Genomic DNA, 23,726 nt, shown 5'->3' on the forward strand with positions numbered 1-23,726 from the left:
AATGATGATTACTGGATTTCGAAGGGTTAAAAAAGTGAAAACGAACATGATTCATATCAGGGATCCCTTTGTGTTCCCTTCACAGAGTGAAGGGAAATACTACCTCTTTGGCACCACTTTTGCCGATGGATGCGGGGACGAGGATCCGATTTTTGAAGTTTATGTGAGTGAGAACCTGGAGGATTGGGAAGGGCCTTATGTCGCGTTTCAACCACCGGGAGGATTTTGGGGTGTGCGACATTACTGGGCACCCGAGGTATTTGAAATAGACGGCCGTTTTTACATGTTTGCTTCCTTTAAAGGTGGAATAGGGGTACATCGAGGGACAGGGATCTTGGTTTCGGACCATCCGGCAGGTCCTTATCTTCCACACAGTGATGGTCCTGTTACACCAAGTGCGTGGGAATGCTTGGATGGAACCTATTATGAAGATGAAAAAGGCGAACGCTGGATTGTGTTTTGTCATGAATGGACGCAAATTTACGAAGGGAAAATCATGGCACAGCGTTTGTCTTCTGACTTGAAACAACCTTTAGGTGAGCCGATTGAAATTCTTAATGCGGCGAAAATGCCTTGGATTCGCCACTTTGGAGACCCTAGAATTGAGAAAATCGGTTATTTGACGGATGCCCCTTTTCTCTATAAAGCTAGAAATGGTGAGCTCGTGATGTTATGGTCCAGTTACTCGGTGCCGAATTATGGAGATAGCGGGTTGGGAGGATATACAGTGGCGATAGCGAGATCAACGTCCGGGGAGGTTACAGGTTCATGGACACATGATGAACAATTGCTGCTCGATCGTAATGCCGGGCATTCCAGTCTTTTTCGCAATCTTCAAGGCGAATTGTATCTTTCCACCCATTTCCCAGACACTCCCCATGGCAGCGAAAGACCTTTGTTTATTAAGATCAAAGAAGTGGAGAATGGAATCATTCTTGCAGAGAAGGACGAATAAGATAGATTTTTATTTAAATAGATAACTAGATTGCTAATGGGAAAGAGGGAGAGACAATGAATTATCGAACACTTGGAAAAACAGGGATAGAGGTATCTGAAATTGGTTTTGGTGCATGGGCAATTGGCGGAGATGCGTGGGGGCCTGTCGATGACCAGCAGTCGCTTAAAGCGATGAATCATGCTTATGAATTGGGTGTCAATTTTTTCGATACGGCTGATGTTTATGGGGAAGGGCGCAGTGAAAGGCTGGTTCACGAGCTTTTAAAAGATAAAAGAGACCGAATTGTGCTTTCAACGAAGGGCGGGCTCATGGGGCATACCCGGAAACCCGAGCCGATTTATGACCAGCCGGAAAAAGTGATTAAGGCTTTTGAAGATAGCTTGAAGCGGCTTGGGACAGATTATATTGATGTTTATTTCTGTCATATCTGGTGGCATGTTGAAAAGGAAACAGTGGCTTTCCTTGAAGCGTTTGACCGCTTGAAGCAAGATGGCAAGGTGAGAGCTGTTGGTGTTTCGACCGATAACTTTGAGTACTTGAAAACGTTTAATCGAGGGTCTTCCATTGATGTCCTGCAAGTGGATTACAGCCTTTTAAATCGTAATGCTGAAAAAGAGATCCTTCCTTACTGTGTTGAAGAGCAAATAGGTGTTGTGGTACGAGGACCCCTACAGAAAGGGCTGTTAACGGGGAAATTTTCGAAAGGAACTACCTTTACAGGTAACGATGTTCGGCAGCATTGGGATCAAGAATGGTTTAAGGAACAAGTGGAGAAAGTGGAAAAACTGAAAGAATTCACTTATGAGAATCGTTCTCTCGGACAATTAGCGTTACAATATGTCCTCTCACATCCTGCCGTTTCTACTGCCATTCCTGGGGCAAAAACAACGCTTCAGGTTGAAGAAAATGCAGGTGCTTCTGTAAGCCCGTTAGTAAAAGAAGAGGAACTTTTGATGATGCAGGTAATTTGCTAGGCGATGGACAAAATTCTTTATTTAAAGAGGCCGGATTCATGATGAATCCGGCTCTTTTCTCAGAAAGTTTAGGATACATTTTATAGGAACAAGGTGAAAGCATGGATGTGATTAGTATTGGTGACGGCTTATTCAACCATAAGAACTGTCCCTGTGGCAGTTAAAAATCGTAATTGTCAATATTGTCTTTTGTGAAAATAACGCGTTCAGGCAGTAAGATGATTCCGCTGTCATCTGCATTGTAGTCATATCCTTGAATGCTGTTTGGCTCGATCTTCACTTTTCCTACATTTGGAACATCGAATTCGTCGCCAACTTTTAAATTTTTACCTTCAACTGTCATTAAATAAGCAACATAGGCAGCAAGAGCCCCTTGCTTCTTAACATCCCAAAGGCCGAATTGCTTAACGGTATCCCGTTTCACATAATCCCGCATTACATTTGGTGTGGAGAATCCGGTTACAACCACTTTGCCCGCTTTGCCAAGGTTTTCTGCAGCCTGCGCCATAGCTGGAAGGGCAGTGGCATCTGGACAAATGATCGCATTAATATCAGGGTAGGTCTTTAAAATGCTTTCTCCCACTGATAGGGATTTTTGGGCATCGTTTTCGCCGAATTGGGTCGTTACAATTTCCCAGCCAGGGTATTTCTCAGCTATGATTTCCTTTGCTTTTGTTACCCATTGATTTTGGTCCGTAACCGTTGGACTGGAGTAGAAGAAGGCAACTTTACCCTTTTCGCCGATTTGATCAAAGGTCATTTTGATTAGTAAATCAGCTAATTGATCTGGTGTTCCTTGGTTGATGTAGAAGGAACGATCTTTCGGGTTTACATCAGAATCCCAAGTTAATACTTTGACACCACGATCCTTAGCACGCTTTAATGCCTGGCTTAACCCGTCAACGGAGACAGAAGATATCATTAAAGCTTTATAACCTTGATTAACAAAATTGTTAATGTATTTCACTTGCCCGGAAACGGATGCTTCACTCGGTCCGTCATATTTTAATTCGACACCTAAAGAATCTGCCATCTCTTTAGCACCTTGACCGCCTGAAGTAAAGAAACCCACTCCTGTAAGCTTCGGGATAAACGCGAGCTTTACATCTTTTTTATCTATTTTTGATGAATTTTTATTCTCAGATTTTGTTCCGCTGCTACAAGCAATTAAAGATCCAATCAGGATGAGGACTAACATCATTAGGGCTAATCGCTTAACCATCTTCATTTGATTTTCCTCCTTATTTTTTGCTTGTTGAAGTTAGGGGCTTTCTAGATACAAAGAAGCTTTTGTATTCAAACCATTTTGAATAGTTTCGGATCAAAACGGCAACAATTAGCATCACTCCGATAACCACGCTTGTTTGCTCACTTGACATATTTGCCATTTGTAATCCGTATTGCATTATACCGAGGACAATGCTGGCGACAGCTGTCCCCAATACACTTCCTCTCCCCCCGATAATACTGGTTCCACCTAAAACAACCGCCGTAATAACAGGGAGCACGGCTTCTGATCCCAAATCAGATCTCGCCGAACTGAAATAGGATGTTAAGATAATCCCGCTAATACCACCTCCAAGACCAGATAACATGTAAGTACTCCATACTGTCCACTTAGTGCGGACGCCGCTATACCTGGCAGCTTTCCTATTAATCCCCACTAAAAACACGTTACGTCCATAACGGGTTAAGTGAAGTAACCCTCCAAAAAATAAGATACTTGCCAGTATGAACCAAAAGGGATTAGGTACCCCCAGAAACAAGCCATTCGATAAATTGACAAATGGGTCTGGGAAACCGCTGATCCCTTCATACCCAGAAGCACTAGACCCGCCGGAAATCACAAGTGCGATTCCAGAAAAAAGAAACATACTGCCTAACGTGACGACAAGTGGCTGAACGGTAGTAAAAGCAATCAAAGCTCCGTTTATAAATCCAGCTAATCCAGCTGCTAGTAAAGCAATGATGAGGGCAAGCCAAATATTCATTCCATCTTTCCAAAGGGCACCAACGACGATGGAGGATAGGCCCATGATCGAACCAACAGAAACATCGATACCGCCGGTGATAATCACAAAGGTCATTGGAATGGCTGCCAGAGCAATAAAGGCAAAATCGTTGATACTATACAGGAGATTGCTAAGGTTCAAAAAACCAGGAATGAATTGACCAAATATCAAAAACTCGATAAGAAGGAACACGATTAATGCAGCTTCCCATCTAAGTAACGGTTTTACTTTCATTCTCATTGCTGGCACCTCCTTTTTTTAAGAGGGGTTCATCCATCGATTCGCCTTTTTTTGTCATTTGGGCACGGTTTTTCAAGTACTGCTGGAATTTAGAGTCACTCACAACAATCAGTAATAAAAGCAATCCAGAAATTGCGTTGTTCCAGTATGCTGGAATTTTTAAATAGATAAGGGAGTTGTTAATAATCGTAAAGAAAATGGCACCTAATCCAGCACCTACTACGCTTCCTAATCCACCTGAAAGGCTTACACCGCCAAGAACAGCCGCTGCTAAGACTTGTAGTTCAAATCCGCTTCCGGTTTGGTTAGGAACAAATCCAATGTTCATGACAAATACGAGTCCGGCTAATGATGCAGATAGACCAGAAAACATAAATGCATATAAGCTGACCTGTTTAACAGGAATACCAACGAGGCGTGCTCCCTCGAAATTATCCCCAACAGCGTGAAAAAAGCGTCCAAATTTCGTCTTTGTTAGGAATAAATGGGTCAGGACCAACAGTAAAATAGCAAACCAAACTGGCATATTTAAGCCGAGAAATTTTAAACCGGACAGCCTTTTGTAAAAGTTGGGAATGTCTTCAATCCACATCCCTTTTGTATAAATAAGCATGCATCCCCTAATGATTCCAAGCATACCAAGTGTCATAATTATAGAAGGAATTTTTAAATAGGCAACTCCCACACCATTCAAGAATCCTATAGTTGCACCAACAATGACGGTGAGGGTGACAACGACCCAAACATTGTATCCTGAAGTTAATAACATCCCGCAGACCGCAGCAGACAATCCCATTATGGAACCGACCGAAACATCGATATTCGCGGTGAAGAGTACAAACGACTGGCCAATGGCCATGATAAGGAGGATGACACTTGCTTTCACCAGTAATGATATCGAATCTCCTGTTAGAAAATCCTTATTTTCAGCGCCTACTAGAAAGATATAGAGGATCATTAAAAGGACAAGCGATAATTCACGTGCTTTTACTATACGGACTAAGAGTGAAGGCATTAAACATTCACCTCTTTCTTTCCGCCAAAAGCCCAAGAGGTAATCGTATCTTTATTTATTTCTAATTTTTCAAGAGTTTTCACTAGCCGGCCTTCGTGAAAAATAAGAACTTGATCACTTAGTTTTTCAATTTCTTCAATATCCGATGAAATCAGGAGCACGGCAAGCCCCTTGGACTTTAATTCATGAATGATTTTGTAAATATCATTGCGGGCATTGGCATCAATTCCACGTGTGGGCTCATCAAGAATGATTACTTTCGGATTTGCAGCAAGGTATTTAGACAAAACTACTTTTTGCTGATTCCCTCCAGAAAGATCCTTTAATTCCTGCTCAATGCCGGCAGCCTTAATTTTTATATCGGAAACGTATTTAGAGGCTATTTTCTTTTCTTGATTAAATGGAAGAAAAAAGCCTTTTAGTCGATGGAGGATAGCAGAGGTTATATTTTTTTGAATCGTTGTAATCGAAAAGATCCCATTAGAATGACGATCTTCAGGTACATAGACTAATCCTTTGTTTATTCTCTGCCTGATACTTAATTTGTTAATATTGATTCCTTCTAATAGAATGGATCCTTGAAGCGATGGATGGATTCCGAACACGGCTTCAGCGAACTCTGTTCTGCCGGCACCTACCACACCTGCAATGCCTATAAGCTCGCCTGGATAAAGGGTTAAGCTTATATGATCAAAATGTATTCCGGAAAGGTTTTTAACGACTAAGGCCGGATTGTGCTTCCCGCTATTTTCTTTTAACGGTTCAGTTGGAAGGACCTTAGTGGCTGATGCCGAACCGTGATTCGTGTCTCCTGGGATAAGGCATTCTAATATTCTATTATACGTATAGTCGGTGATCGGGCCTTGAGAGGAAATCATTCCATCACGTAGAACAGATACCTTATCCACCAATGTAAAAAGTTCTGATATCCGGTGGGTAATATAAAACATGCCAAGTCCTTCACTCGTTAGCTGCTTAATGGTTTTAAATAATGAATCAATTTCAGCAAAAGTTAAGGTAGATGTCGGTTCATCAAGAATGAGAATTTCCGCTTCCCTTACTAATCCTCTAATGATTTCCAGCAATTGTTGTTCCGCGATCGTAAGGCTTAAAGCATTTCTGCTTAATTCCAGCTTCCAGCCTAATCGTTCTATAATCGTATGAATCTTTTCTTGTAATCTGGCTTTTTTACCTGGTAAACCAATTAAGATATTTTCTTCCACTGACATTTTAGGAAAAATTAATGGTTCCTGTGGAACAAAATAAACTCCGTGTTGGTGGGCTTCTTGAGTAGTAGAGAAGGTAACAGGTTTCCCTTTAATTGATATCGTGCCGCTATCTGCCTTGTACAGGCCAGTAATGATTTTCATTAATGTTGATTTTCCTGCTCCATTTCCACCTACAATTGCGTGAACTTCCCCTTTTTTGAGAGACATGGTAACGCCCCTTAGCACTGGAATCCCAGAGAATTGCTTCCATACCTGATCTATTTCTAGTAGAGACACTTCGCTCTGATTCATCGGACTTTTGTCACCACCTCACTAAAAAGTTCAGAAAACGCTTACAAGAAAAAGAATAAAATTTTACTATTTGAAGACAACTGTAGTTCATTATTACAGCTGAAATTACAAAAATATTACAAATTGGGAAAAATTTTAAATACCCGGAAATTCATTCTATATGTTCTGATTATAAAAATTACGGATATATTTCTAATTAGCGGGTGAACAATTTTTTCCAGGGTGAACTTTTGTTGAGGGGTGCAGTAGTAGATGAGCCAAGATCATTATACGGAAAATATTCTAATCAAAGTAGCCTGGTACTACTATAAAGAGAACTTAACGCAAAATGAGATTGCTGATTTATTAGAGCTGTCCAGGGCCAAGGTTGTTAGGCTGCTGGAGCGCGCCAGGTCTGAAGGAATCGTACAATTCCAAGTTAAAGGAATTAGTAACAATGGGTTAAGTATCGAAAAAGAATTCAAAGAAGTCTTTTGTGTAAAAACTGCTTATATTATACCCACTCCTCTAAATAAAGTGGATTTGGGCGATTCTTTATCAAAGGCAGCTGCTCAGTTTTTGCAGAATAAACTGCAGCCGAAGGATATGGTTGGCTTAGGGTGGGGAAGAGCCGTTTCCAGAACGATTGAATACTTGACCATTGAACCCAATAGTCAGATTTCGGTCGTGACCTTAACGGGGGGAGTTCATTACTATCTGCATAATCGCGGCCAAAAACAAGGCGGTATGGAAAAGTTCCAGGATATACATGTCATCCCGGCCCCATTTTTAGCCTCAACCGAAGAAATGGCAGGAAAATTCCTATCCGAACCTTCGATAAAAGACATTCTCGAGCTGGCAAAATTCACAAAATATATCATTGTGGGTATTGGTGGTATTTATCCCGATGCCACAATTATTCAGGAAGAAAAAATGACCCTGAACGAACTGACCTTTATTAAACATCAGAATGCAGTTGGCGATATTTTAGGTCAATTTTACGATCGAAATGGTAAAGTGATTGATTTGCCGCACCATAAAAGGATAATCGGAACTAACTTGAAGAGTCTAAAAGGCCTGAATGTTATAGCCGTGGCTGGCGGTGAGAAAAAAATCGATGCCATCTACGGAGCTTTAAAAGGAAAGTATATTACTACTTTAATAACAGATGAAGCTACGGCTATTTCCTTACTCAATATGGAGGTGAAAGAAAATCATGGCGTACATTCTGGCATTTGATGCTGGTACTGGCAGTATTCGCGCTGTTTTGTTTGATCAACTAGGGAATCAAGTTGGGGTCTCACAAGTAGAATGGAACCATTTATCAAATGAACAGTATCCAGGATCAATGGACTTTGATTGGGAAACAAACTGGAAGCTAGTCGTTCAGTGTGTAAGGTCTGTTATAGAAGAAACCGGAGTAGACGCAAAAAAAATAAAAGCGATAAGTGCTACGAGTATGAGGGAAGGAATTATCCTTTATGATGAAACGGGTAAGGAGATTTGGGCTTGTGCAAATGTAGATGCCAGGGCTTCGGAGGAGGTAAAAGCATTAAAGGCATTAGATCCTGAATTAGAATACAAGATTTATAGATTATCAGGCCAAATGTTTGCATTAGGGGCACTTCCCAGGCTTTTGTGGATAAAAAATCATTTACCGGAGATTTATGAAAAAGCCGCTGCCATGACGATGATTAATGATTGGATTCTTTATAAATTGTCAGGGAAACTACAGGTCGATCCTTCAAATGGGTGTACGACAGGGATATTTGATATTGAAAAAAGGAATTGGGAAAGTGATGCCGCAGGAATGTGCGGACTAAAAAATCATTTATTCCCGCCGGTAAATGAAGCGGGTACCGTTATCGGTTACGTGACGGAGGGAGCAGCAGCGGATACAGGTTTGAAGGCAGGAACTCCGGTTATATGCGGCGGCGGAGATGCTCAAATGGCTTCTGTTGGTGTAGGTGCGGTAAAAGCGGGGCAAGCGGTTGTATCAGGTGGATCCTTTTGGCAGCAGGAAGTCAATGTGGAACAGCCTTTGATTGACAAAAGCGGCCGTATCCGGGTAAACTGCCATGCCGTGCCTGAATTATGGCAGCTAGAAACCATTGCTTTTTTCCCTGGGCTTGTCATGAGATGGTTCCGTGATGCATTTTGTGATTTGGAAAAGAATGAAGCAAAAGCGACCGGTCGAGACCCCTATGAAATTCTAGAAGAAAAGTCTAAACATGTACCGATCGGAGCAAATGGGATAATTCCTATCTTTTCAGATACGATGAATTATGGCTCTTGGCGCCATGCATCCCCATCGTTTATTAACCTCTCACTAGATCCTCTAAAAACGGGTAAAAAAGAAATGTTTAAATCCCTTCAAGAAAATGCAGCGCTTATCACATTAGGAAACTTAAAGATTATCGAAGAAGAAACGGGTTATTATCCTAAAGAAGTTATTTTTGCAGGCGGCGCCTCGAAAGGAAAGCTTTGGAGTCAAACGCTTGCAGATGTTCTTGGAGTACCAGTGAAAGTCCCTGTAGTGAAAGAAGCAGCAGCATTAGGCACCGCATTATTTGCGGGTATTGGGGCAGGAATTTATGAGAATATCCAGCAGGCCGTTAGCCAAGTCGTAAAGTGGGAGAGGACACATCTGCCCAACAATGAAAACCATGTCCAATACTTAGAAATCTATGAAAAATGGAGAAGCGTCTATCTAGAACAGCTTCAAATTGCTGATCGTGGTTTAACGACTCATATGTGGAAGGCACCTGGTCTAGAATAATTTGAAACGGGGTGAAGGAATGAAGAAAGTTCACGAAAATGACTTCGATTATCGGTTTGGCGACAACGGGCCGAAATATTTAACAAAAGGTCCGAACGTAGATGTTGGTGTGGTTGTATTGAAGCCGGGCCAAGACTTCCAAAACCATTATCATACCGTTTGCGAAGAAATTTTCTATATCCTCGAAGGGAAGATAGATTTTTATATTAATGGTATTAAAGTTCCTACTATACCAGGTGATATGATTCAATGCCGCCCAGGCGATGCTCATTACCTGATCAATCAAACTGACGAAACCTTTAAAGCCCTCTTCATTAAATCACCGCATATTTTAGAAAGAGATGTTGTGAATATTAAGAATCCAGAAATCAGTTTAAGGAGTGAATAGATCATGAGCTGGGGATTTCAAAACCGATTAAACAAAATATTGCCAAATAAGCGGGCCGTCATGCTTGCCATCGATCATGGCTATTTCTTAGGTCCAATAAGGGGTTTAGAAAAGCCTGAGGAAACGGTCAGAGACTTACTTCCTTACACTGATTCGCTCTATTTAACAAGAGGTACACTGGCAGCATGTATTCCGAATCATACAGAAAAACCAATGGTTCTTCGTGTATCAGGCGGTCCTACTACGCTCGGAAAGGATTTAGCGAATGAAACGATCGTTACATCCGTAAAGGAGGCGATTCGCCATAATGTTGTTGGTGTAGGGGTTTCGGTTTTTATTGGATCTGACTATGAAACTCAAACCGTAACAAATCTAGCTCATGTTGTAACGGATGCTCATGATTACGGAATACCAGTACTTGGAATTACTGCAGTCGGAAAAGAGCTTGAAAAACGGGATGCCAGGTTCTTAGCATTGGCTTCAAGAGTTCTTGCAGAAATGGGAACGGATATTGTTAAAACCTATTACTGTGATGACTTTGAACAGGTAACGAGTAAGTGTCCGGTTCCGATTGTTATTGCAGGCGGCCCAAAATTTGATACCATTCGTGAAGCACTTGAAATCACCTATAATGCGATGGCGCAAGGTGCAGCCGGTGTGGATATGGGAAGGAATATTTGGCAATCTAAGCATCCTCTTGCCATGATCCAAGCGATACATTCCATCGTTCACAAAGGATTCACTGTCAATGAAGCGGTAGATTTATATGAATCTTCTTCAAAAGTAAAAGCTTAGAGGCAGCCAAACTAACCAAGGGACGTTTCGTTTCATGGTTGGTTTGGCTTTTTTTTATTCTTTAAGGGTGCTATTATTTATTTTAATGCAAAAAAATCCGCTCAGTTGGGAGTTTGATTTCGACGACTGTATTATCGTTTTCACGTTTAAAATTCATTTCCCCATGAAAATCACTGGCGACAATTCCTTGCAATATAGATAGACCGAGGCTATCTACTTTTGTGATATCAAAGTTTTCTGGGAATCCACCCCCGTTATCACGGACAGATAAGAAAATATAATCGTCAAACCGTTTGCATTGAATATCAATCATACCAGATTCCATATCTTTAAAGGCATGTTTATAGCAATTCATGACCAACTCATTAATCATAAGCGCTATGGATGTGGCTTTGTTATACGGGATCAAAATATCATCCAAATCTAAATGAATCACAACATTTGGCGCCTCATTAATGAGGCCAATAATCGCTTCAATAATTTGTTTAACATTAATGATACTTCTTCCTAATTTGTCTTTAGAAAGAAGATTGTGGACGGAAGCAATACTCTTGATTCGATTAATAATACTATCCAATAAATCATCAATGGATTGATCCGGGGTATTTTTTACAAACATTTTTTGTAAGGATATCAAGCTTACAACTGATTGAAGATTATTTTTGATACGATGATGGCTTTCTTGTAATAACGCTGATTTCCCCAATAATCTTGTATCTTCAATCGCAATGGCAGCATGGACCGCTAAAGCTGATAAATGTTTAGACTCCTCTTTCGAATGAACATAAAAGTTTTCGTAAGATAATTGAATGATTCCTGTGACTTGAGATCGAATAAAAACAGGAACGCAAATAATGGTTTTTACATTATCAATCTTTTCAAACAATGAGTGGAATTCACGATCATTTTGATTGGCATAAAAGATGTCTTTCCCTTTCGCGATTAATAAAATCGCTTCTTTTGTTAATTGGGCTTTTATGTTTTTATTATTTTTGTATTCAAAATCATCAATCGTACTCCAGGTGGACTCATCGATTAATTTAATGGAACATCCATCCGCATTCATGAAACGAGTGGCTTCTTTCGCTAGCAGTAATAATACATCTTTTAGCTCGTATTCCGATGTCAGAAATTCTGCTGCTTTAAAAACGGCATCAAGAACATTTTTTGTGTCATCATCCTCATTAAACGGATCGTTCTCTTTAAAATTGTAATCTTCTATCTTTCTTAACAAACTTTGCGGGTCACTTTTTGCTTTGTCAGCTGGCATTTCATCCGTAATGGTACCCTTGGAAAGAATCGATATTCGATCCGCAAGCTTTAAGGCATCTTCCCATTGTTTCGTGATATAAATAATGCTTCTTCCTTCTTCTTTAAATTGCTTCATGGTATTGTATAGCTTTGTTGCATTTTCTGCCGACAGTCCTTCCATCGGTTCGTGCATGATAATGACTTCAGGGTATTGTAAGAAAGTGCGGGTTATATAGACTAGTCGTCTGTCTTCATCTGATAAATTTCTTACTTTGGTTCGATAATCGATTGGGAAGTCTAACTTTTCTAAATAAATTTTCGACTTACTCTTAATTTTGCGCCAATTGATAAACGGGAGAAATCTCATTGTAGGTATATTTCCTAAATTGAGATTTTCCGCAACGGAGAAGTTGTTAATCAATGACGGTTTTTGATGTAATATGGCTATTTTATTCTTATTGTGTTTATTTTTTTTAAGGCTTTGATCCTTAAATCTTAATTCTCCCTGCGCATTTTGATGGTCTAGTAAATTCTTTATGGATTCGATCAAAACTTTTTGCTCAGAGCTGTTTTTGACAATTAATGCATGAATTTCTGAATATCTTAAATTTAAATTTATATTTTTTATATGACCATCAGGAGTATTATTTGTTACGTTCCTACATTCAAATATAAACTTCGACAAGATTCTGCCTCCAACTTTTTTTAGTCCGGTATTCTATATTATATTAAATCATCTTCCTCTGAAGTTTGAGAAATTTCTGCTAACGAGTATGGATTTTTTTAAAAACGATGTTACTATAAAGAGTATATGTAAATTGGGTAACGCTTTCATTCTGTGAATAGTTAAAGTGAAGATCAAATGGATGGTGATGATCTATGAAAAAATCATTGCGGATTTTACTTGCTGAAGATGAATTTTTAGTTTTAATGGGGATTAAGTCATACGTTGAAAAGCTGGGCCATGAGGTAGTAGGGACCGCTACAGATGGGTTGAGGGCAGTGGAAATAGCGCTAGAAACAAAGCCGGATCTCGTCATAATGGATATTAATATGCCAAATCTCGATGGGATCGATGCGATTAAAAAAATCAATGAAACCCTATATATTCCCAGCATTATTGTAAGTGGGTATCATGATGAAAAATTAATCAATCGAGCAACCGAAGAAGGGGTGCTCTATTACTTACTAAAGCCTATCGATATTGGAGATTTAAAGATTGCTATCAATATTAGTTTATCCAGGTTTGAAGAATTTAAGAAATTGCAGGATGAGCTGAGCAGTACGAAGAATGCGTTGGAAGCACGCAAACATATCGAAAAAGCAAAAGGAATATTAATGGAGAGAATGGATTTAAAAGAAGCAGAAGCTATGAAACGACTGCAGCAAATGAGCAGGGATAAAAATAAAAAACTAGTCGTGATCGCGAAAGAGCTTATTGAAGCAGATGCTTTATTTCATTCTTAAACCGTTATTATAAAATGGTGAGTATTCGAAAAATTTGTGCTTGACTCTTATAATCTGTAAAACTATAATGTACATATAGTTACAAGGTTGCAATATTCATTCGAATTCTATACTCATGTGTGGTATGGAATCACTACATTTCAAAATTTAATACTTTAAATTTTATGCTTACGGCTGGTGTAAAATTTATGATGGCTATGGGTGCCTTATATACGCAATTTTTATGTTTTTTTAAACATAAAGACTTGCGTATATAAGGCATTTTTTATTTTTCATGCGAATGGAAACGTGTACAAGAGATTGACGACATTTGAAAGGGGTGATATTCACCATCAAATAGATATTCAACTGTATTTTTATGAAGAATAAGAAGGAGGAGAAAATTCATGGAGTCATCGTTTCCATCCATTACGATTATCATGTGAATTTTGGAAAACGCTTTATTCTTCTTAAAATAACAAAGGTTTTTTAAATAAAACCATGTTGATTGGAGCGGAAGGCGAAGCGCCTGGAGCGGATATCAACACAGTCAAATAAAAAAATATGGGGTGGATAACAAAATGAAAAAACTGTCAAAACAAATGTTTGCACTTTTACTAGCATGCATCATGCTAGTCGCGGCTGGCTGTTCGAATCAAAGCAGTGCTGCAGGAGACAAAAAAGCAAAAACCATAAAAATCGGTATGTCCTTCCAAGAAATGAATAATCCTTACTTTATTTCCATGAAAGAAGCCTTGGAAGATGCAGCAAAGGAAATTGGGGCAGAGGTCGTTATTGCAGATGCTCAACATGACGTTTCCAAACAAATCAATGATATTGACGATATGCTTCAAAAGAAAATCGACATTTTATTAATTAATCCTACAGATAGTAAAGGTGTAGAATCAGCGGTTGTTGCAGCTAAAAAAGCGGGTGTGATCGTTGTGGCGATTGACGCACAGGCGTCAGGTCCAATCGACTCCTTTGTTGGATCTAAAAACTATGATGCTGGTTATTTAGCAGGTAAAAAGATGGCTGAAGATTTAGGCGGCAAAGGTAAAGTCGCTATTCTAGATGGTATTCCAGTAGTACCTATCCTTGAACGTGTTAAAGGCTTTAAAGCAGCGATGGCTGAGAATCCTGGGATTCAAATCGTAAACACTCAAAACGGTAAGCAAGACAGAGCAGAAGCAATGAAAGTCACAGAAAATATGTTACAAGCTAATCCAGATTTAAATGCACTATTCAGTGTAAATGATGAAGGTGCTCTAGGTTCGCTAGGCGCAATCGAAGCATCTGGTAAAAATGTAGGGATATATAGTGTTGATGGTCATCCAGAAGCCATTAAAGCCATTTTAAAAGGCGGCGCCTTTAAAGCCACTACAGCACAATATCCAAGAGATCAGGTAAGAATTGGTCTGGGTATGGCTTTATCGAAACTTTGGGGAGCAAAAGTAGTACCTAAAGAAGTTCCAATTGATGTTAAATTACAAACTAAAGAAAACGCAAAAGGCTTCAGCTGGTAATCGTCACAATTGGGCGGGCGTTTACATGATGGGAAAACGCCCGCTTTAAAAAAGTAAGAGGGGAAGGTGATTGCGATGGATAACGTATTAGAAATTGTGAATATAACGAAGGAATTTCCCGGAGTTAAAGCCCTAAAAGGCGTCAGTTTCGATATTAGACGTGGTGAGGTTCACGCGTTAGTCGGGGAAAATGGAGCGGGGAAGTCGACACTCATGAAAATTCTTTCAGGTGTTTATACCCCTACTACAGGTGAAATTCGGTTAGATGGCAAGGAAGTCATTTTCCAAGATCCTAAGCAAGCACAACAGTTAGGAGTCAGTATTATTCATCAAGAGTTTAGTTTAATTCCCTATTTGAGCGGTGTTGATAATATTTTCTTAGGTCGTGAGAAAAGGAAATCAAATGGATTATTAGATAGAAGAAAGATGAGAAAAGAAGCAGAAGAAGTAATGAAAAGGTTAAATGCAGATATTGACCTGAACAAGCCTGTAGCTCATTTGAGTGTGGCGAATCAACAATTTATTGAAATTGCCAAAGCCATTGCTATTGATACGAAGGTATTAATTTTTGACGAACCGACGGCCAGTTTAACTGGAAAAGAAATTGATAAATTATTTGAGTTAATTGAGAAATTGAAAGCTGATGGTGTAACCATTATATATATATCGCATCATTTGGATGAAATCCTTGCAATGTGTGATCGAATGACTTGCTTGCGGGATGGGGAATGGGTCGGCACCAGAGAAATAAAGAACGTTACAAAGCAGGATATTGTGAAAATGATGGTTGGACGTGAAATCGTCAATGCGTTTCCTGAAAAGCCAACACATGACGGCAAGGAAGAAATGCTCTTGGAAGTGAAAAAGTTAAGTAATAAAAGTATTACAGACATTCAGTTTTCTTTGAAAAAGGGCGAAATTATTGGAATTGCCGGTCTTGTTGGCTCGGGCAGAACGGAGACGGTAAGAGCTCTAATCGGCGCTGACCCTGCAAAGGAAAAGGAAGTATATATCAACCGAAAAAAGGTCGATATTAAAAACCCTACGGATGCCTTGACACATGGGATCGCCCTCATTCCAGAAAGCCGAAAGACTCAAGGGCTCGTCCTCAATATGACGATCAAAAATAATATCAGTTTACCAATTTTAAAGGAACTAACCGGCTTTTTTGGAGTTATTAACAAGGAAAAAGAAGATTCCCTCATTAATCAATCGATTAAAGACTTATTAATCAAAACACCAAGCAGCAGGCAAATGGTGAAAAATCTAAGCGGCGGGAATCAACAAAAAGTCGTGTTAGCAAAATGGCTAAATACGGACTGTAAAGTATTAATCTTTGATGAACCTACCCGTGGAATTGATATTGGGGCTAAGGAAGAGATTTATAAATTAATGAGAAATCTGGCAGATAAAGGGCTCTCGATTATTATGATTTCTTCAGAATTACCGGAGATTTTAGGGATGAGTGATCGCGTGCTCGTTATGCACAAAGGAAAAATAAAAGCAGAAATCGATGGAAGAAAAGCTGATTCTGAAAAAGTAATGCATTATGCAACGGGTGGTGTTAGTTAATGAATGATGTAAATGTCCAGAAATTATCTTATCAGTCAAAAGTATTTAACGTGAAAGAAACGTTTAAGACGCCTGAAATGTTGACCTTACTGGGATTTTTTGTCCTATGTGCCTTCTTTAGTTTTTCTACGGCACAGTTTTTAACGACGGAAAACGTTTCAAATATTATTAGGCAAGTTTCGATTAACGGAATTTTAGCCGTCGGGATGACCTTCGTCATCTTAACAGGCGGTATCGATTTGTCAGTAGGTTCTGTGATGGCGTTCACCGGGACGATTATGGTGGGCCTGATGATCAACATGGGAATGCCGCCCATCGCAGCTGTTTTACTTGGAATTGTTTTAGGTGCAGTGCTTGGTTACATTAATGGTTTATTTATTGCCCATGCCAGAATACCAGCTATCATTGTTACCTTAGCGATGATGGAGGTTGCCAGAGGAGCTGCGCTGCTTTATACAGGCGGGTATCCGTTATCTGGAGTTTCAAAATCTTATGCTTTTATCGGTAGAGGATATCTGTTTGGTGTTATTCCAATGCCTGCCGTGATCATGATTTTAGTCTTTATCGCTGCTTATATCATCTTAAATCATTTACCAATTGGCCGATATATTTATGCTATCGGCGGTAATGAAGAAGCGGTTCGATTATCTGGTGTTAAAGTGAAAAAAATTAAGATTTTTGTTTATTTAGTCAGTGGGATTACGGCTGCTATCAGTGGTTTAATCATGACCTCAAGACTTTCTTCAGGACAGCCGATGGCCGGTGAAGGGTATGAATTGGACGCTATTGCTGCCGTTGTATTAGGCGGAACGAGTATTGCCGGCGGCCGCGGACATATTTTTGGAACGATACTTGGTGCCTTATTATTAGGGGTTTTAAGTAACGGGCTAAACCTAATGGGTGTATCCCCATATGTTCAACGTGTTCTAAAAGGTGCGATTATCGTTGCAGCCATCTATTATAGTAGTTTCCGTCAAAAGGATTAATAAAAAAACAACTAACAGGGAGATGTTTGATATGTCAGTAGTACCAGAAACAGTGAAAGCGGTTGGAGCGTCAGAATTACCAGAAACAATGAAGGCTGTTGTAGCACATGGTCCAGAAGATTACCGTGTGGAAGAAGTAGCTACACCAAGAGCAGGTAAAGAGGAAGTAGTCATTAAAGTAGAAGCTTGCGGAATTTGCGGCAGTGACTTAAAGGCATTCCATGGATCACAAATGTATTGGGGCGGAGAAGATCCTTGGATGAAAGCGCCGGTTATTCCTGGTCATGAATTCTATGGCATTGTCGCCGAATTAGGAGAAGGCTCAGCTGAAAAATATGGGCTGCAAGTAGGGGATCGAGTCACGACTGACCAAATTAACCCATGCGGAAAGTGTAAATTCTGTACAACAGGAAAGTACTGGATGTGTGATGTTCATAACATTTACGGATTCCAAAAAGGTGTGGCAGAAGGCGGCTGGGCTGAGTATATGAAATTTAGCAATACGGCAAGAATTTATAAAATTACTGATGGTGTAACCGCTGAAGAGGCTGCCCTCGTAGAACCAATGGCATGTGCAGTCCATACCGTTCAAAGAGCAAACATTGAATTTGAAGATGTGGTCGTGCTCGCAGGTGCAGGTACATTAGGATTATGCATGGTCCAACTCATTGCTTTAAAAACTCCGAAGAGATTAATCGTTTTAGATACAAATAAGAAAAGATTAGCAACAGCTAAAAAGCTTGGTGCGGATATAGTGATCAACCCTCTTGAAGAAGATGCCATCAAAATCGTGAAGGATTTAACAGAAGGGTATGGCTGTGATGTCTATATTGAAGCAACAGGACACCCATCTGGCGTAACACAAGGTTTAGAGATGATTAGAAGACTTGGCAGATTTATCGAATTTAGTGTATTTGGCAGTGAGGTCACAACGGATTGGAGTGTCATCGGGGACAGGAAAGAGCTAGATTTAAGAGGTTCTCACTTAGGTCCATACACGTACCCTGTTGCCATCGACTTATTTGAACGCAATCTATTAACTGCTGAAGGAATCGTTACCCATACTTATAAAGTGGAAGACTTTGCAGAAGCAATGGAAATGGCTCATCATCCAGAAGCTATTAAGGTATTATTAAAGCCCTAATTAGGTTAATAGAATAATAGATTCTTATGAAGGGTGATAATATGGATTACTTAATTGGTGTTGATATAGGAACTTCAGGTACAAAAGCAGTATTAATTGATCCAAACGGAAAAGTGTTGGCCCATAGCTATAAAGGCTATGAAGTGGAAACACCAAAGCCTTCCTGGGCTCAGCAATGGCCTGACCCTTGGGAAGATGCCGTTAATTTTACGATAAAAACTGTCGTTGATAAATCAAATGTCGATCCTGAAAAGATTAAAGGTGTCGCAATTAGCAGCTTGTACGGCGGATCAGGAATCCCTGTTGATCAAGAGATGAAACCATTGGCACCCTGCTTAATTTGGATGGACCGACGGGCCGAAGAAGAGGTTAAGTGGGTTGAAGAAAATATCAACCTTGATGAATTATTTGAGATAACCGGGAACTCCGTCAATTCCTATTTCGGATTTACGAAAATTCTTTGGATGAAAAATAACTTACCGCAGGTTTGGAATAAAATTCAGTACTTTTTACCGCCTGCACCTTATATTGTTTACACCTTAACGGGAGAAGTGGCGGTTGATTACTCTTCAGCAGGAAACATCGGCGGTGTTTTTAACTTAAGGGAAAGAAAATGGTCAAAGGAAATGGTCGAAAAATTAGGTATTCCATTGAGCTTTTTCCCTGAAAGACTCGTAGAATGTACAGAAATTGTTGGAGGAATCACCGAAGAAGCCGCTAAGAAGACAGGCTTAAAAGCAGGTACTCCTGTCATTTGCGGTGGTGTAGATGCACCGGTTGCTACAATGGGTGCCGGCGCTCTTGCTGAAGGGAACCATGTAGCGATGCTCGGAACCTCCATGTGCTGGGGATTTATTACCAAAACAGCAAACTTATCTCCAAATCTAGTAAGTATGCCGCACTGTGTGGATTCCAGTGAGATTATCTATACCTTTGGAGGAGCTGCTACTGCTGGCGCGATCTTAAAATGGTTTAGAAATGTAATCGGTACGGAAGAAATAGCAGTTGAAGATAAATTGGGCATCAATGCTTATACCTTACTAGATTTACAAGTAAAAGATATTCCTGCTGGATCTAATGGATTATTGGTTCTTCCCTATTTCATGGGTGAAAGAAGCCCGATTTGGGACAGTAGTGCACGCGGTCTCGTGCTTGGCTTAAGCCTAGTTCACACGAAGGGCCATTTATATAAGGCATTCATGGAAGGCGTGGCCTATTCTCTTCGTCATAATATGGAAATGGTATTGGGAACGGATGCCAAGCTGGATAAAGAGCTGATTATCGTCGGTGGTGGTTCTAAATCTATGAACTGGCCGCAAATTTATGCAGACGTCACTGGTTATCCAGTTCGAATTATTAAAAACGATGTAGAAGCGCCGCTGGGAGATGCCGTGTTGGCAGGGATTGCAACAGGTATCATCACAGAGCCCAATGTCTTAAAAGATTGGCTTGATTTCGAAGATCCTATTTACCCGAATCCTGAAAATACGAAAGTCTATGATCAGTATTATGAGGAATATAAGAATTTGTATGTAAGTACAAAAGATAGTATGAAGCGTGTGACAAAGATCAATCAATAGAATTGGAGATATCTATAAAAAAGAGAAGTAGGTCAAGATTATGTCATTCTAATCCAACCTGCTTTTCTTTTTTTAAAATAATGAACGGAGTGATTCGATTGTTAGATGAACTGAAAAGGAAGGTTTTAGAAGCAAATCTTCAGCTCCCAAAGCGAAATCTAGTTATCTATACATGGGGAAACGTGAGTGCCATTGATCGAGAACTGGGGCTTGTTGTGATTAAACCAAGCGGTGTTGACTATGAACAGTTAAAAGCAGAGGATCTTCCTGTAGTGGATTTAAATGGGAATAAGGTTGAAGGGGAGTTAAATCCCTCATCAGATACAGCGACTCACTTAGAGTTATACAAAGCATTTCCTGAAATCGGCGGAGTCGTACATACCCATTCTCCTTGGTGTACGCAATGGGCACAAGCAGGGAAAGCAATTCCGGCATATGGGACCACCCATGCAGATTATTTTTACGGTGAGATCCCTTGTACCCGACCATTAACTCCGCTTGAAATTGCTGCTGACTATGAAAAGAACACAGGGACAGTCATTATTGAGACATTCAAAGACTTAAATCCTAATTTTGTTCCGGGTGTCATTGTTAATAGTCACGGACCTTTTAATTGGGGTAAAGATCCTTTAAAAGCTGTTGAAAATGCGGTCATCATGGAGGAAATTGCGAAGTTAGCTTACTATACCCAAAGCCTGTCACCTGCAATTGATTCCATGGACGATCATCTTCTCGATAAACATTTTTTAAGAAAGCACGGTAAGAATGCATATTATGGTCAAGCACAAGCTCAAGAAGCGAAGAACTAAGAGTAAGGAATGATAGTTATGCAGTATAAATTAGTAGTCCTGGATATGGATGGCACCTTACTAAACAATGACCATCATGTGTCGAATGCGAATAAAGAGGCCATTCAGAGACTGAAGACAGAAGGGACCAGCGTTGTATTGGCGAGTGGAAGGCCTTATGAATCCATCTATCCCTATGTTAAAGATTTAGGGATAGATTTACCCATTATTGCAGCGAATGGCGCGTTAATCAAAAATCCTTTATCAAACGAGGTATATTACTCTGCAAGCTTACCAATTGATTTAGCTAAAGAAATAGTAGAATACGGGCAGGAAAATCAGTATCCAATCAGTTTATATCTTGATGGAGAAGTGCACACCTTTAACGAAAGTATGGTCAAGGTACATTGGGAACTTGAAAAATTACAGGCTAGATTCATAGATAAATTTGAGGATGAAAAAGAATTATATAAGATCATTTATGCTAATTCTCCACAAAAAATCGAAGAGGCCTTCAAACATTTAGAGGAAAAATATAAAGAAAAATTGTATATTACCCGCTCCGATGATATTTATTTAGATGTTATGAATATTAACGCATCTAAAGGAAAGGCGCTTTATCGGCTTATGGATATGCTGCAAATTTCTTCTCAGGAAGTGCTCGTTATGGGGAATAGCTTTAATGATATCGCCATGTTTGAGGTTGCCGGTCTTGCCATAGCGATGGAAAATTCCCCTCAAGAAGTAAAGAATGCAGCAGACTTTGTTACTAAGTCTAATAACGAAAATGGCGTTGCCTATGCGTTAAATAGAGTAATGGGAAATATGACAACTTTTAGCTAAAGGTGATCATTCTCTGGGGAAATACCATACGATTTTTCGACATATTTTTTTGATAATGGGTAATAAAATATTGATATATCAAGGTTTTAAGAAGATTTAATCAAACGTTTAATTAGGGAAATCACATATCGAATTTCCTCGGAAATGCTCAGTTTAAGGGAATAGCGACAGGTGCTGGATAGCCATTTGAGGGCTATCCAGTTTTTAATTAAGTTACATTACTGTAGTTTTCGCGCTTATTTCTTTCCACTCAAAATCATTGCATTTCCCAATACTTTTTTGTTCAATAAGAGCTTGGGCAATTTCATTTCATTAGCAAGTTTGTGGCTATTCAATTCAGATACGCCATGTTTCTTTAAGTCATTTAAGAGCTCGATTTGATCCCCAAATATTTTTTCATCCATAAACAAATCTAAGAAGACAAACTCACCACCAGGTTTTAACACTCTTAATGCCTCTTTCATTACTTCCGTTTTATTTCTTCTATCTTGAACTTCATGAAATGTTAGACAGCTTACAATAATATCAAATTCATCATTATTAAAGGGGAGTTCTGCAGCACTTGCTTTCAAAAAATCAATCCTATCAGAGACCCCTTCTATTTCAGCATTCTGTTGGCATTGAGCTTTCGAATAATCCCAATTCCCGCCCCAATAATCAATTCCAGTTAAAAAGGACTTAGGAAAACTCTTTGCCAGTTTAATAATCAGTGAACCACTGCCTGTTCCTATATCTAGTATTTTTCCTTCGCCTTTCACTTTGGCAACAATTAAATCATGGATTTTTGACTGATAATTCCCCCCAAATGCGGCGAATTGGTAAACAGAATAGGAAAGTATAAATGCTATATAAATAAAAGGCAACGCTAATATCCCTGACAGGACTCGCAGATATAAATGAACAGGTAATAATGTTACTAAGAGAAGCAGGAGTGAAATAACTAAAAAAATAAGTAATTTGTAAATTCGAATCCAAGTCTGATATTTAGCTTTTGGTTTCAAGTTATCAGCCATCCTAAATTAATCTATTTATGTTTATTATTTATAGAGGAAAGTAATAATCCTTTGTTAAGGTGGTTATGGATATTATTTCTCTACTATTCCTCATAAATCATTTTCCGCGTCATTCCCCCGTCAACAACAAGGTTAATCCCTGTTACAAAGTCATTCTCTTTTGCGGTTAAATAAAGACAGGCTCGTGCGATATCATCCGGCTTGCCAACACGCTTTGATAAATGCTGTTCATGATCCAGCTTACTTAACTTTGAATAATCACCTGTTTCGATCCAACCTGGAGAAATAGCATTAACTGTAATCCTGTCCTCACTGAATGAGGCAGCGAGAGCATGGGTGATGGCAAGGATTCCACCTTTTGTGGCAGCATAAGATTCCGAGTTGGGCTCTGACATGATCGCTCTAGTGGAAGCGATATTGACAATCGCTCCGCCATCCTGGTTATGCCGCATATATTTTGCTGCTTCCCGTGATGCCAAGAAAACACTTCTCAAATTGGTATGGATCACATCATCCCATTCTTCAATCGATGTTTCATAAGGAGATTTGAATAATGCTTTACCTGAGTTATTGATTAAAATATCAATCTGGCCGTAGGTTTGAATGGCTGATTCCATTAACCGGATAATATCCGATTCTATTCTTACATCTGTATGGACGAACAGAGCTTCGCCACCTTGTTCCTTTACCATCATTACTGTATTAGCCCCAGCGTTATCATCAATATCCGCCAAGATGACATTGGCGCCTTTTTGTGCATATTGTAAGGCAGTTCCTTTACCAATCCCATTTCCTGCACCTGTTATGACTACTGTTTTATTATAGAATTCCACGATATTTCCACCTTCCTTTACATAAGTTTAAGATAACACAAAAAGGACGATGGACCATAGGGACGGTTCTTTTGGCTGTCTTAA

General features: G+C 39.6%; 20 protein-coding genes and 1 pseudogene. 14 read left to right on the forward strand and 7 right to left on the reverse strand.

Features of this window, described 5'->3' with window-relative positions; all coding sequences use genetic code 11:
• Position 1: 1 nt before the first annotated feature.
• Together AC59HZ_RS26895 and AC59HZ_RS26900 are read left to right on the forward strand one after the other, a co-directional pair.
• Positions 2 to 955: a glycoside hydrolase family 43 protein gene (locus AC59HZ_RS26895; protein WP_496548835.1), complete on the forward strand. Its 954-nt coding sequence runs from the start codon at positions 2 to 4 to the stop codon at positions 953 to 955.
• A gap of 56 nt (positions 956 to 1,011) precedes the next feature.
• Complete coding sequence (locus tag AC59HZ_RS26900; protein WP_496548836.1) at positions 1,012 to 1,932, forward strand: aldo/keto reductase; 921 nt, start codon at positions 1,012 to 1,014, stop codon at positions 1,930 to 1,932.
• Between the two features lie 160 nt (positions 1,933 to 2,092).
• On the opposite strand, the gene lsrB is transcribed toward AC59HZ_RS26900, so the two are convergent.
• The 4 genes and pseudogenes from lsrB to AC59HZ_RS26920 form a co-directional block, all read right to left on the reverse strand.
• Positions 2,093 to 3,154, reverse strand: coding sequence for an autoinducer 2 ABC transporter substrate-binding protein LsrB (gene lsrB, locus AC59HZ_RS26905; protein WP_496548871.1), 1,062 nt, complete (start codon positions 3,152 to 3,154; stop codon positions 2,093 to 2,095).
• Between the two features lie 19 nt (positions 3,155 to 3,173).
• Positions 3,174 to 4,178 carry an ABC transporter permease gene (locus AC59HZ_RS26910; protein ID WP_496548872.1) on the reverse strand — a complete coding sequence of 335 codons (1,005 nt, stop codon included), beginning with the start codon at positions 4,176 to 4,178 and terminating at the stop codon, positions 3,174 to 3,176.
• 70 nt (positions 4,179 to 4,248) lie between these two features.
• Positions 4,249 to 5,199 (reverse strand): annotated as a pseudogene (locus AC59HZ_RS26915) (ABC transporter permease subunit); the annotation flags it as partial.
• A complete protein-coding gene (locus AC59HZ_RS26920; RefSeq protein WP_496548837.1) occupies positions 5,199 to 6,719 on the reverse strand; it encodes a sugar ABC transporter ATP-binding protein in 1,521 nt (506 codons plus the stop codon). The gene AC59HZ_RS26920 and the pseudogene AC59HZ_RS26915, both read right to left, overlap by 1 nt.
• Positions 6,720 to 6,971: 252 nt before the next feature.
• On the opposite strand from AC59HZ_RS26920, the gene AC59HZ_RS26925 reads away from it, so the two are divergent.
• Genes AC59HZ_RS26925 through lsrF form a run of 4 tightly spaced genes read left to right on the forward strand, consistent with a single transcriptional unit; the run spans position 6,972 to position 10,660 of the window.
• On the forward strand, positions 6,972 to 7,937 hold the full coding sequence (locus AC59HZ_RS26925) for a sugar-binding transcriptional regulator (protein WP_496548838.1): 966 nt from the start codon (positions 6,972 to 6,974) through the stop codon (positions 7,935 to 7,937).
• Positions 7,915 to 9,477, forward strand: coding sequence for an autoinducer-2 kinase (lsrK, locus tag AC59HZ_RS26930; protein ID WP_496548839.1), 1,563 nt, complete (start codon positions 7,915 to 7,917; stop codon positions 9,475 to 9,477). Before AC59HZ_RS26925 ends, lsrK begins: the two co-directional genes overlap by 23 nt.
• 19 nt (positions 9,478 to 9,496) lie before the next feature.
• A complete protein-coding gene (locus AC59HZ_RS26935) occupies positions 9,497 to 9,865 on the forward strand; it encodes a cupin domain-containing protein (protein WP_496548840.1) in 369 nt (122 codons plus the stop codon).
• A 3-nt stretch (positions 9,866 to 9,868) separates the two neighbouring features.
• Complete coding sequence (gene lsrF, locus AC59HZ_RS26940) at positions 9,869 to 10,660, forward strand: 3-hydroxy-5-phosphonooxypentane-2,4-dione thiolase (protein ID WP_496548841.1); 792 nt, start codon at positions 9,869 to 9,871, stop codon at positions 10,658 to 10,660.
• 82 nt (positions 10,661 to 10,742) lie between these two features.
• Here the strand turns inward: lsrF and AC59HZ_RS26945 are convergent, their stop codons facing one another.
• The gene (locus AC59HZ_RS26945; protein ID WP_496548842.1) at positions 10,743 to 12,596 is read right to left on the reverse strand and encodes a histidine kinase dimerization/phosphoacceptor domain -containing protein; all 1,854 of its coding nucleotides are present in this window, start codon (positions 12,594 to 12,596) and stop codon (positions 10,743 to 10,745) included.
• Positions 12,597 to 12,790: 194 nt separating this feature from the next.
• On the opposite strand from AC59HZ_RS26945, the gene AC59HZ_RS26950 reads away from it, so the two are divergent.
• From AC59HZ_RS26950 to AC59HZ_RS26985, 8 genes are all read left to right on the forward strand, one after another.
• Entirely contained in the window at positions 12,791 to 13,378 is a 588-nt protein-coding gene (locus AC59HZ_RS26950) for an ANTAR domain-containing response regulator (RefSeq protein ID WP_496548843.1), read from the forward strand.
• Between the two features lie 560 nt (positions 13,379 to 13,938).
• Positions 13,939 to 14,883 (forward strand): ABC transporter substrate-binding protein, encoded by a 945-nt coding sequence (locus tag AC59HZ_RS26955; RefSeq protein ID WP_496548844.1) that lies wholly within the window; start codon positions 13,939 to 13,941, stop codon positions 14,881 to 14,883.
• A gap of 75 nt (positions 14,884 to 14,958) precedes the next feature.
• Positions 14,959 to 16,455 (forward strand): sugar ABC transporter ATP-binding protein, encoded by a 1,497-nt coding sequence (locus AC59HZ_RS26960; RefSeq protein ID WP_496548845.1) that lies wholly within the window; start codon positions 14,959 to 14,961, stop codon positions 16,453 to 16,455.
• Positions 16,455 to 17,441 (forward strand): ABC transporter permease, encoded by a 987-nt coding sequence (locus AC59HZ_RS26965; RefSeq protein WP_496548846.1) that lies wholly within the window; start codon positions 16,455 to 16,457, stop codon positions 17,439 to 17,441. The genes AC59HZ_RS26960 and AC59HZ_RS26965 overlap by 1 nt, the downstream gene beginning before the upstream one ends.
• 31 nt (positions 17,442 to 17,472) lie before the next feature.
• Positions 17,473 to 18,585, forward strand: coding sequence for an alcohol dehydrogenase catalytic domain-containing protein (locus AC59HZ_RS26970; protein WP_496548847.1), 1,113 nt, complete (start codon positions 17,473 to 17,475; stop codon positions 18,583 to 18,585).
• 41 nt (positions 18,586 to 18,626) lie between these two features.
• Positions 18,627 to 20,165, forward strand: coding sequence for an FGGY-family carbohydrate kinase (locus AC59HZ_RS26975; protein ID WP_496548848.1), 1,539 nt, complete (start codon positions 18,627 to 18,629; stop codon positions 20,163 to 20,165).
• Between the two features lie 98 nt (positions 20,166 to 20,263).
• On the forward strand, positions 20,264 to 20,974 hold the full coding sequence (locus AC59HZ_RS26980) for an L-ribulose-5-phosphate 4-epimerase (RefSeq protein WP_496548873.1): 711 nt from the start codon (positions 20,264 to 20,266) through the stop codon (positions 20,972 to 20,974).
• 18 nt (positions 20,975 to 20,992) lie between these two features.
• On the forward strand, positions 20,993 to 21,796 hold the full coding sequence (locus tag AC59HZ_RS26985) for a Cof-type HAD-IIB family hydrolase (protein WP_496548849.1): 804 nt from the start codon (positions 20,993 to 20,995) through the stop codon (positions 21,794 to 21,796).
• Between the two features lie 236 nt (positions 21,797 to 22,032).
• Here AC59HZ_RS26985 and AC59HZ_RS26990 read toward each other — a convergent pair whose 3' ends face one another.
• Entirely contained in the window at positions 22,033 to 22,809 is a 777-nt protein-coding gene (locus AC59HZ_RS26990; protein ID WP_496548850.1) for a class I SAM-dependent methyltransferase, read from the reverse strand.
• 83 nt (positions 22,810 to 22,892) lie between these two features.
• Positions 22,893 to 23,642: a glucose 1-dehydrogenase gene (locus AC59HZ_RS26995; protein ID WP_496548851.1), complete on the reverse strand. Its 750-nt coding sequence runs from the start codon at positions 23,640 to 23,642 to the stop codon at positions 22,893 to 22,895.
• Positions 23,643 to 23,726 lie beyond the last annotated feature (84 nt).

Source organism: Neobacillus sp. DZ-9 (assembly GCF_059587065.1).

What these genes read in the sequence shown, in the direction of transcription:
- AC59HZ_RS26895 (WP_496548835.1), top strand. Translation starts at nt 2, where the DNA reads ATGATGATTACTGGATTTCGAAGGGTTAAAAAAGTGAAAACGAACATG.
- AC59HZ_RS26900 (WP_496548836.1), top strand. Translation starts at nt 1,012, where the DNA reads ATGAATTATCGAACACTTGGAAAAACAGGGATAGAGGTATCTGAAATT.
- lsrB (WP_496548871.1), bottom strand. Translation starts at nt 3,154, where the DNA reads ATGGTTAAGCGATTAGCCCTAATGATGTTAGTCCTCATCCTGATTGGA.
- AC59HZ_RS26910 (WP_496548872.1), bottom strand. Translation starts at nt 4,178, where the DNA reads ATGAAAGTAAAACCGTTACTTAGATGGGAAGCTGCATTAATCGTGTTC.
- AC59HZ_RS26920 (WP_496548837.1), bottom strand. Translation starts at nt 6,719, where the DNA reads ATGAATCAGAGCGAAGTGTCTCTACTAGAAATAGATCAGGTATGGAAG.
- AC59HZ_RS26925 (WP_496548838.1), top strand. Translation starts at nt 6,972, where the DNA reads ATGAGCCAAGATCATTATACGGAAAATATTCTAATCAAAGTAGCCTGG.
- lsrK (WP_496548839.1), top strand. Translation starts at nt 7,915, where the DNA reads ATGGCGTACATTCTGGCATTTGATGCTGGTACTGGCAGTATTCGCGCT.
- AC59HZ_RS26935 (WP_496548840.1), top strand. Translation starts at nt 9,497, where the DNA reads ATGAAGAAAGTTCACGAAAATGACTTCGATTATCGGTTTGGCGACAAC.
- lsrF (WP_496548841.1), top strand. Translation starts at nt 9,869, where the DNA reads ATGAGCTGGGGATTTCAAAACCGATTAAACAAAATATTGCCAAATAAG.
- AC59HZ_RS26950 (WP_496548843.1), top strand. Translation starts at nt 12,791, where the DNA reads ATGAAAAAATCATTGCGGATTTTACTTGCTGAAGATGAATTTTTAGTT.
- AC59HZ_RS26955 (WP_496548844.1), top strand. Translation starts at nt 13,939, where the DNA reads ATGAAAAAACTGTCAAAACAAATGTTTGCACTTTTACTAGCATGCATC.
- AC59HZ_RS26960 (WP_496548845.1), top strand. Translation starts at nt 14,959, where the DNA reads ATGGATAACGTATTAGAAATTGTGAATATAACGAAGGAATTTCCCGGA.
- AC59HZ_RS26965 (WP_496548846.1), top strand. Translation starts at nt 16,455, where the DNA reads ATGAATGATGTAAATGTCCAGAAATTATCTTATCAGTCAAAAGTATTT.
- AC59HZ_RS26970 (WP_496548847.1), top strand. Translation starts at nt 17,473, where the DNA reads ATGTCAGTAGTACCAGAAACAGTGAAAGCGGTTGGAGCGTCAGAATTA.
- AC59HZ_RS26975 (WP_496548848.1), top strand. Translation starts at nt 18,627, where the DNA reads ATGGATTACTTAATTGGTGTTGATATAGGAACTTCAGGTACAAAAGCA.
- AC59HZ_RS26985 (WP_496548849.1), top strand. Translation starts at nt 20,993, where the DNA reads ATGCAGTATAAATTAGTAGTCCTGGATATGGATGGCACCTTACTAAAC.
- AC59HZ_RS26990 (WP_496548850.1), bottom strand. Translation starts at nt 22,809, where the DNA reads ATGGCTGATAACTTGAAACCAAAAGCTAAATATCAGACTTGGATTCGA.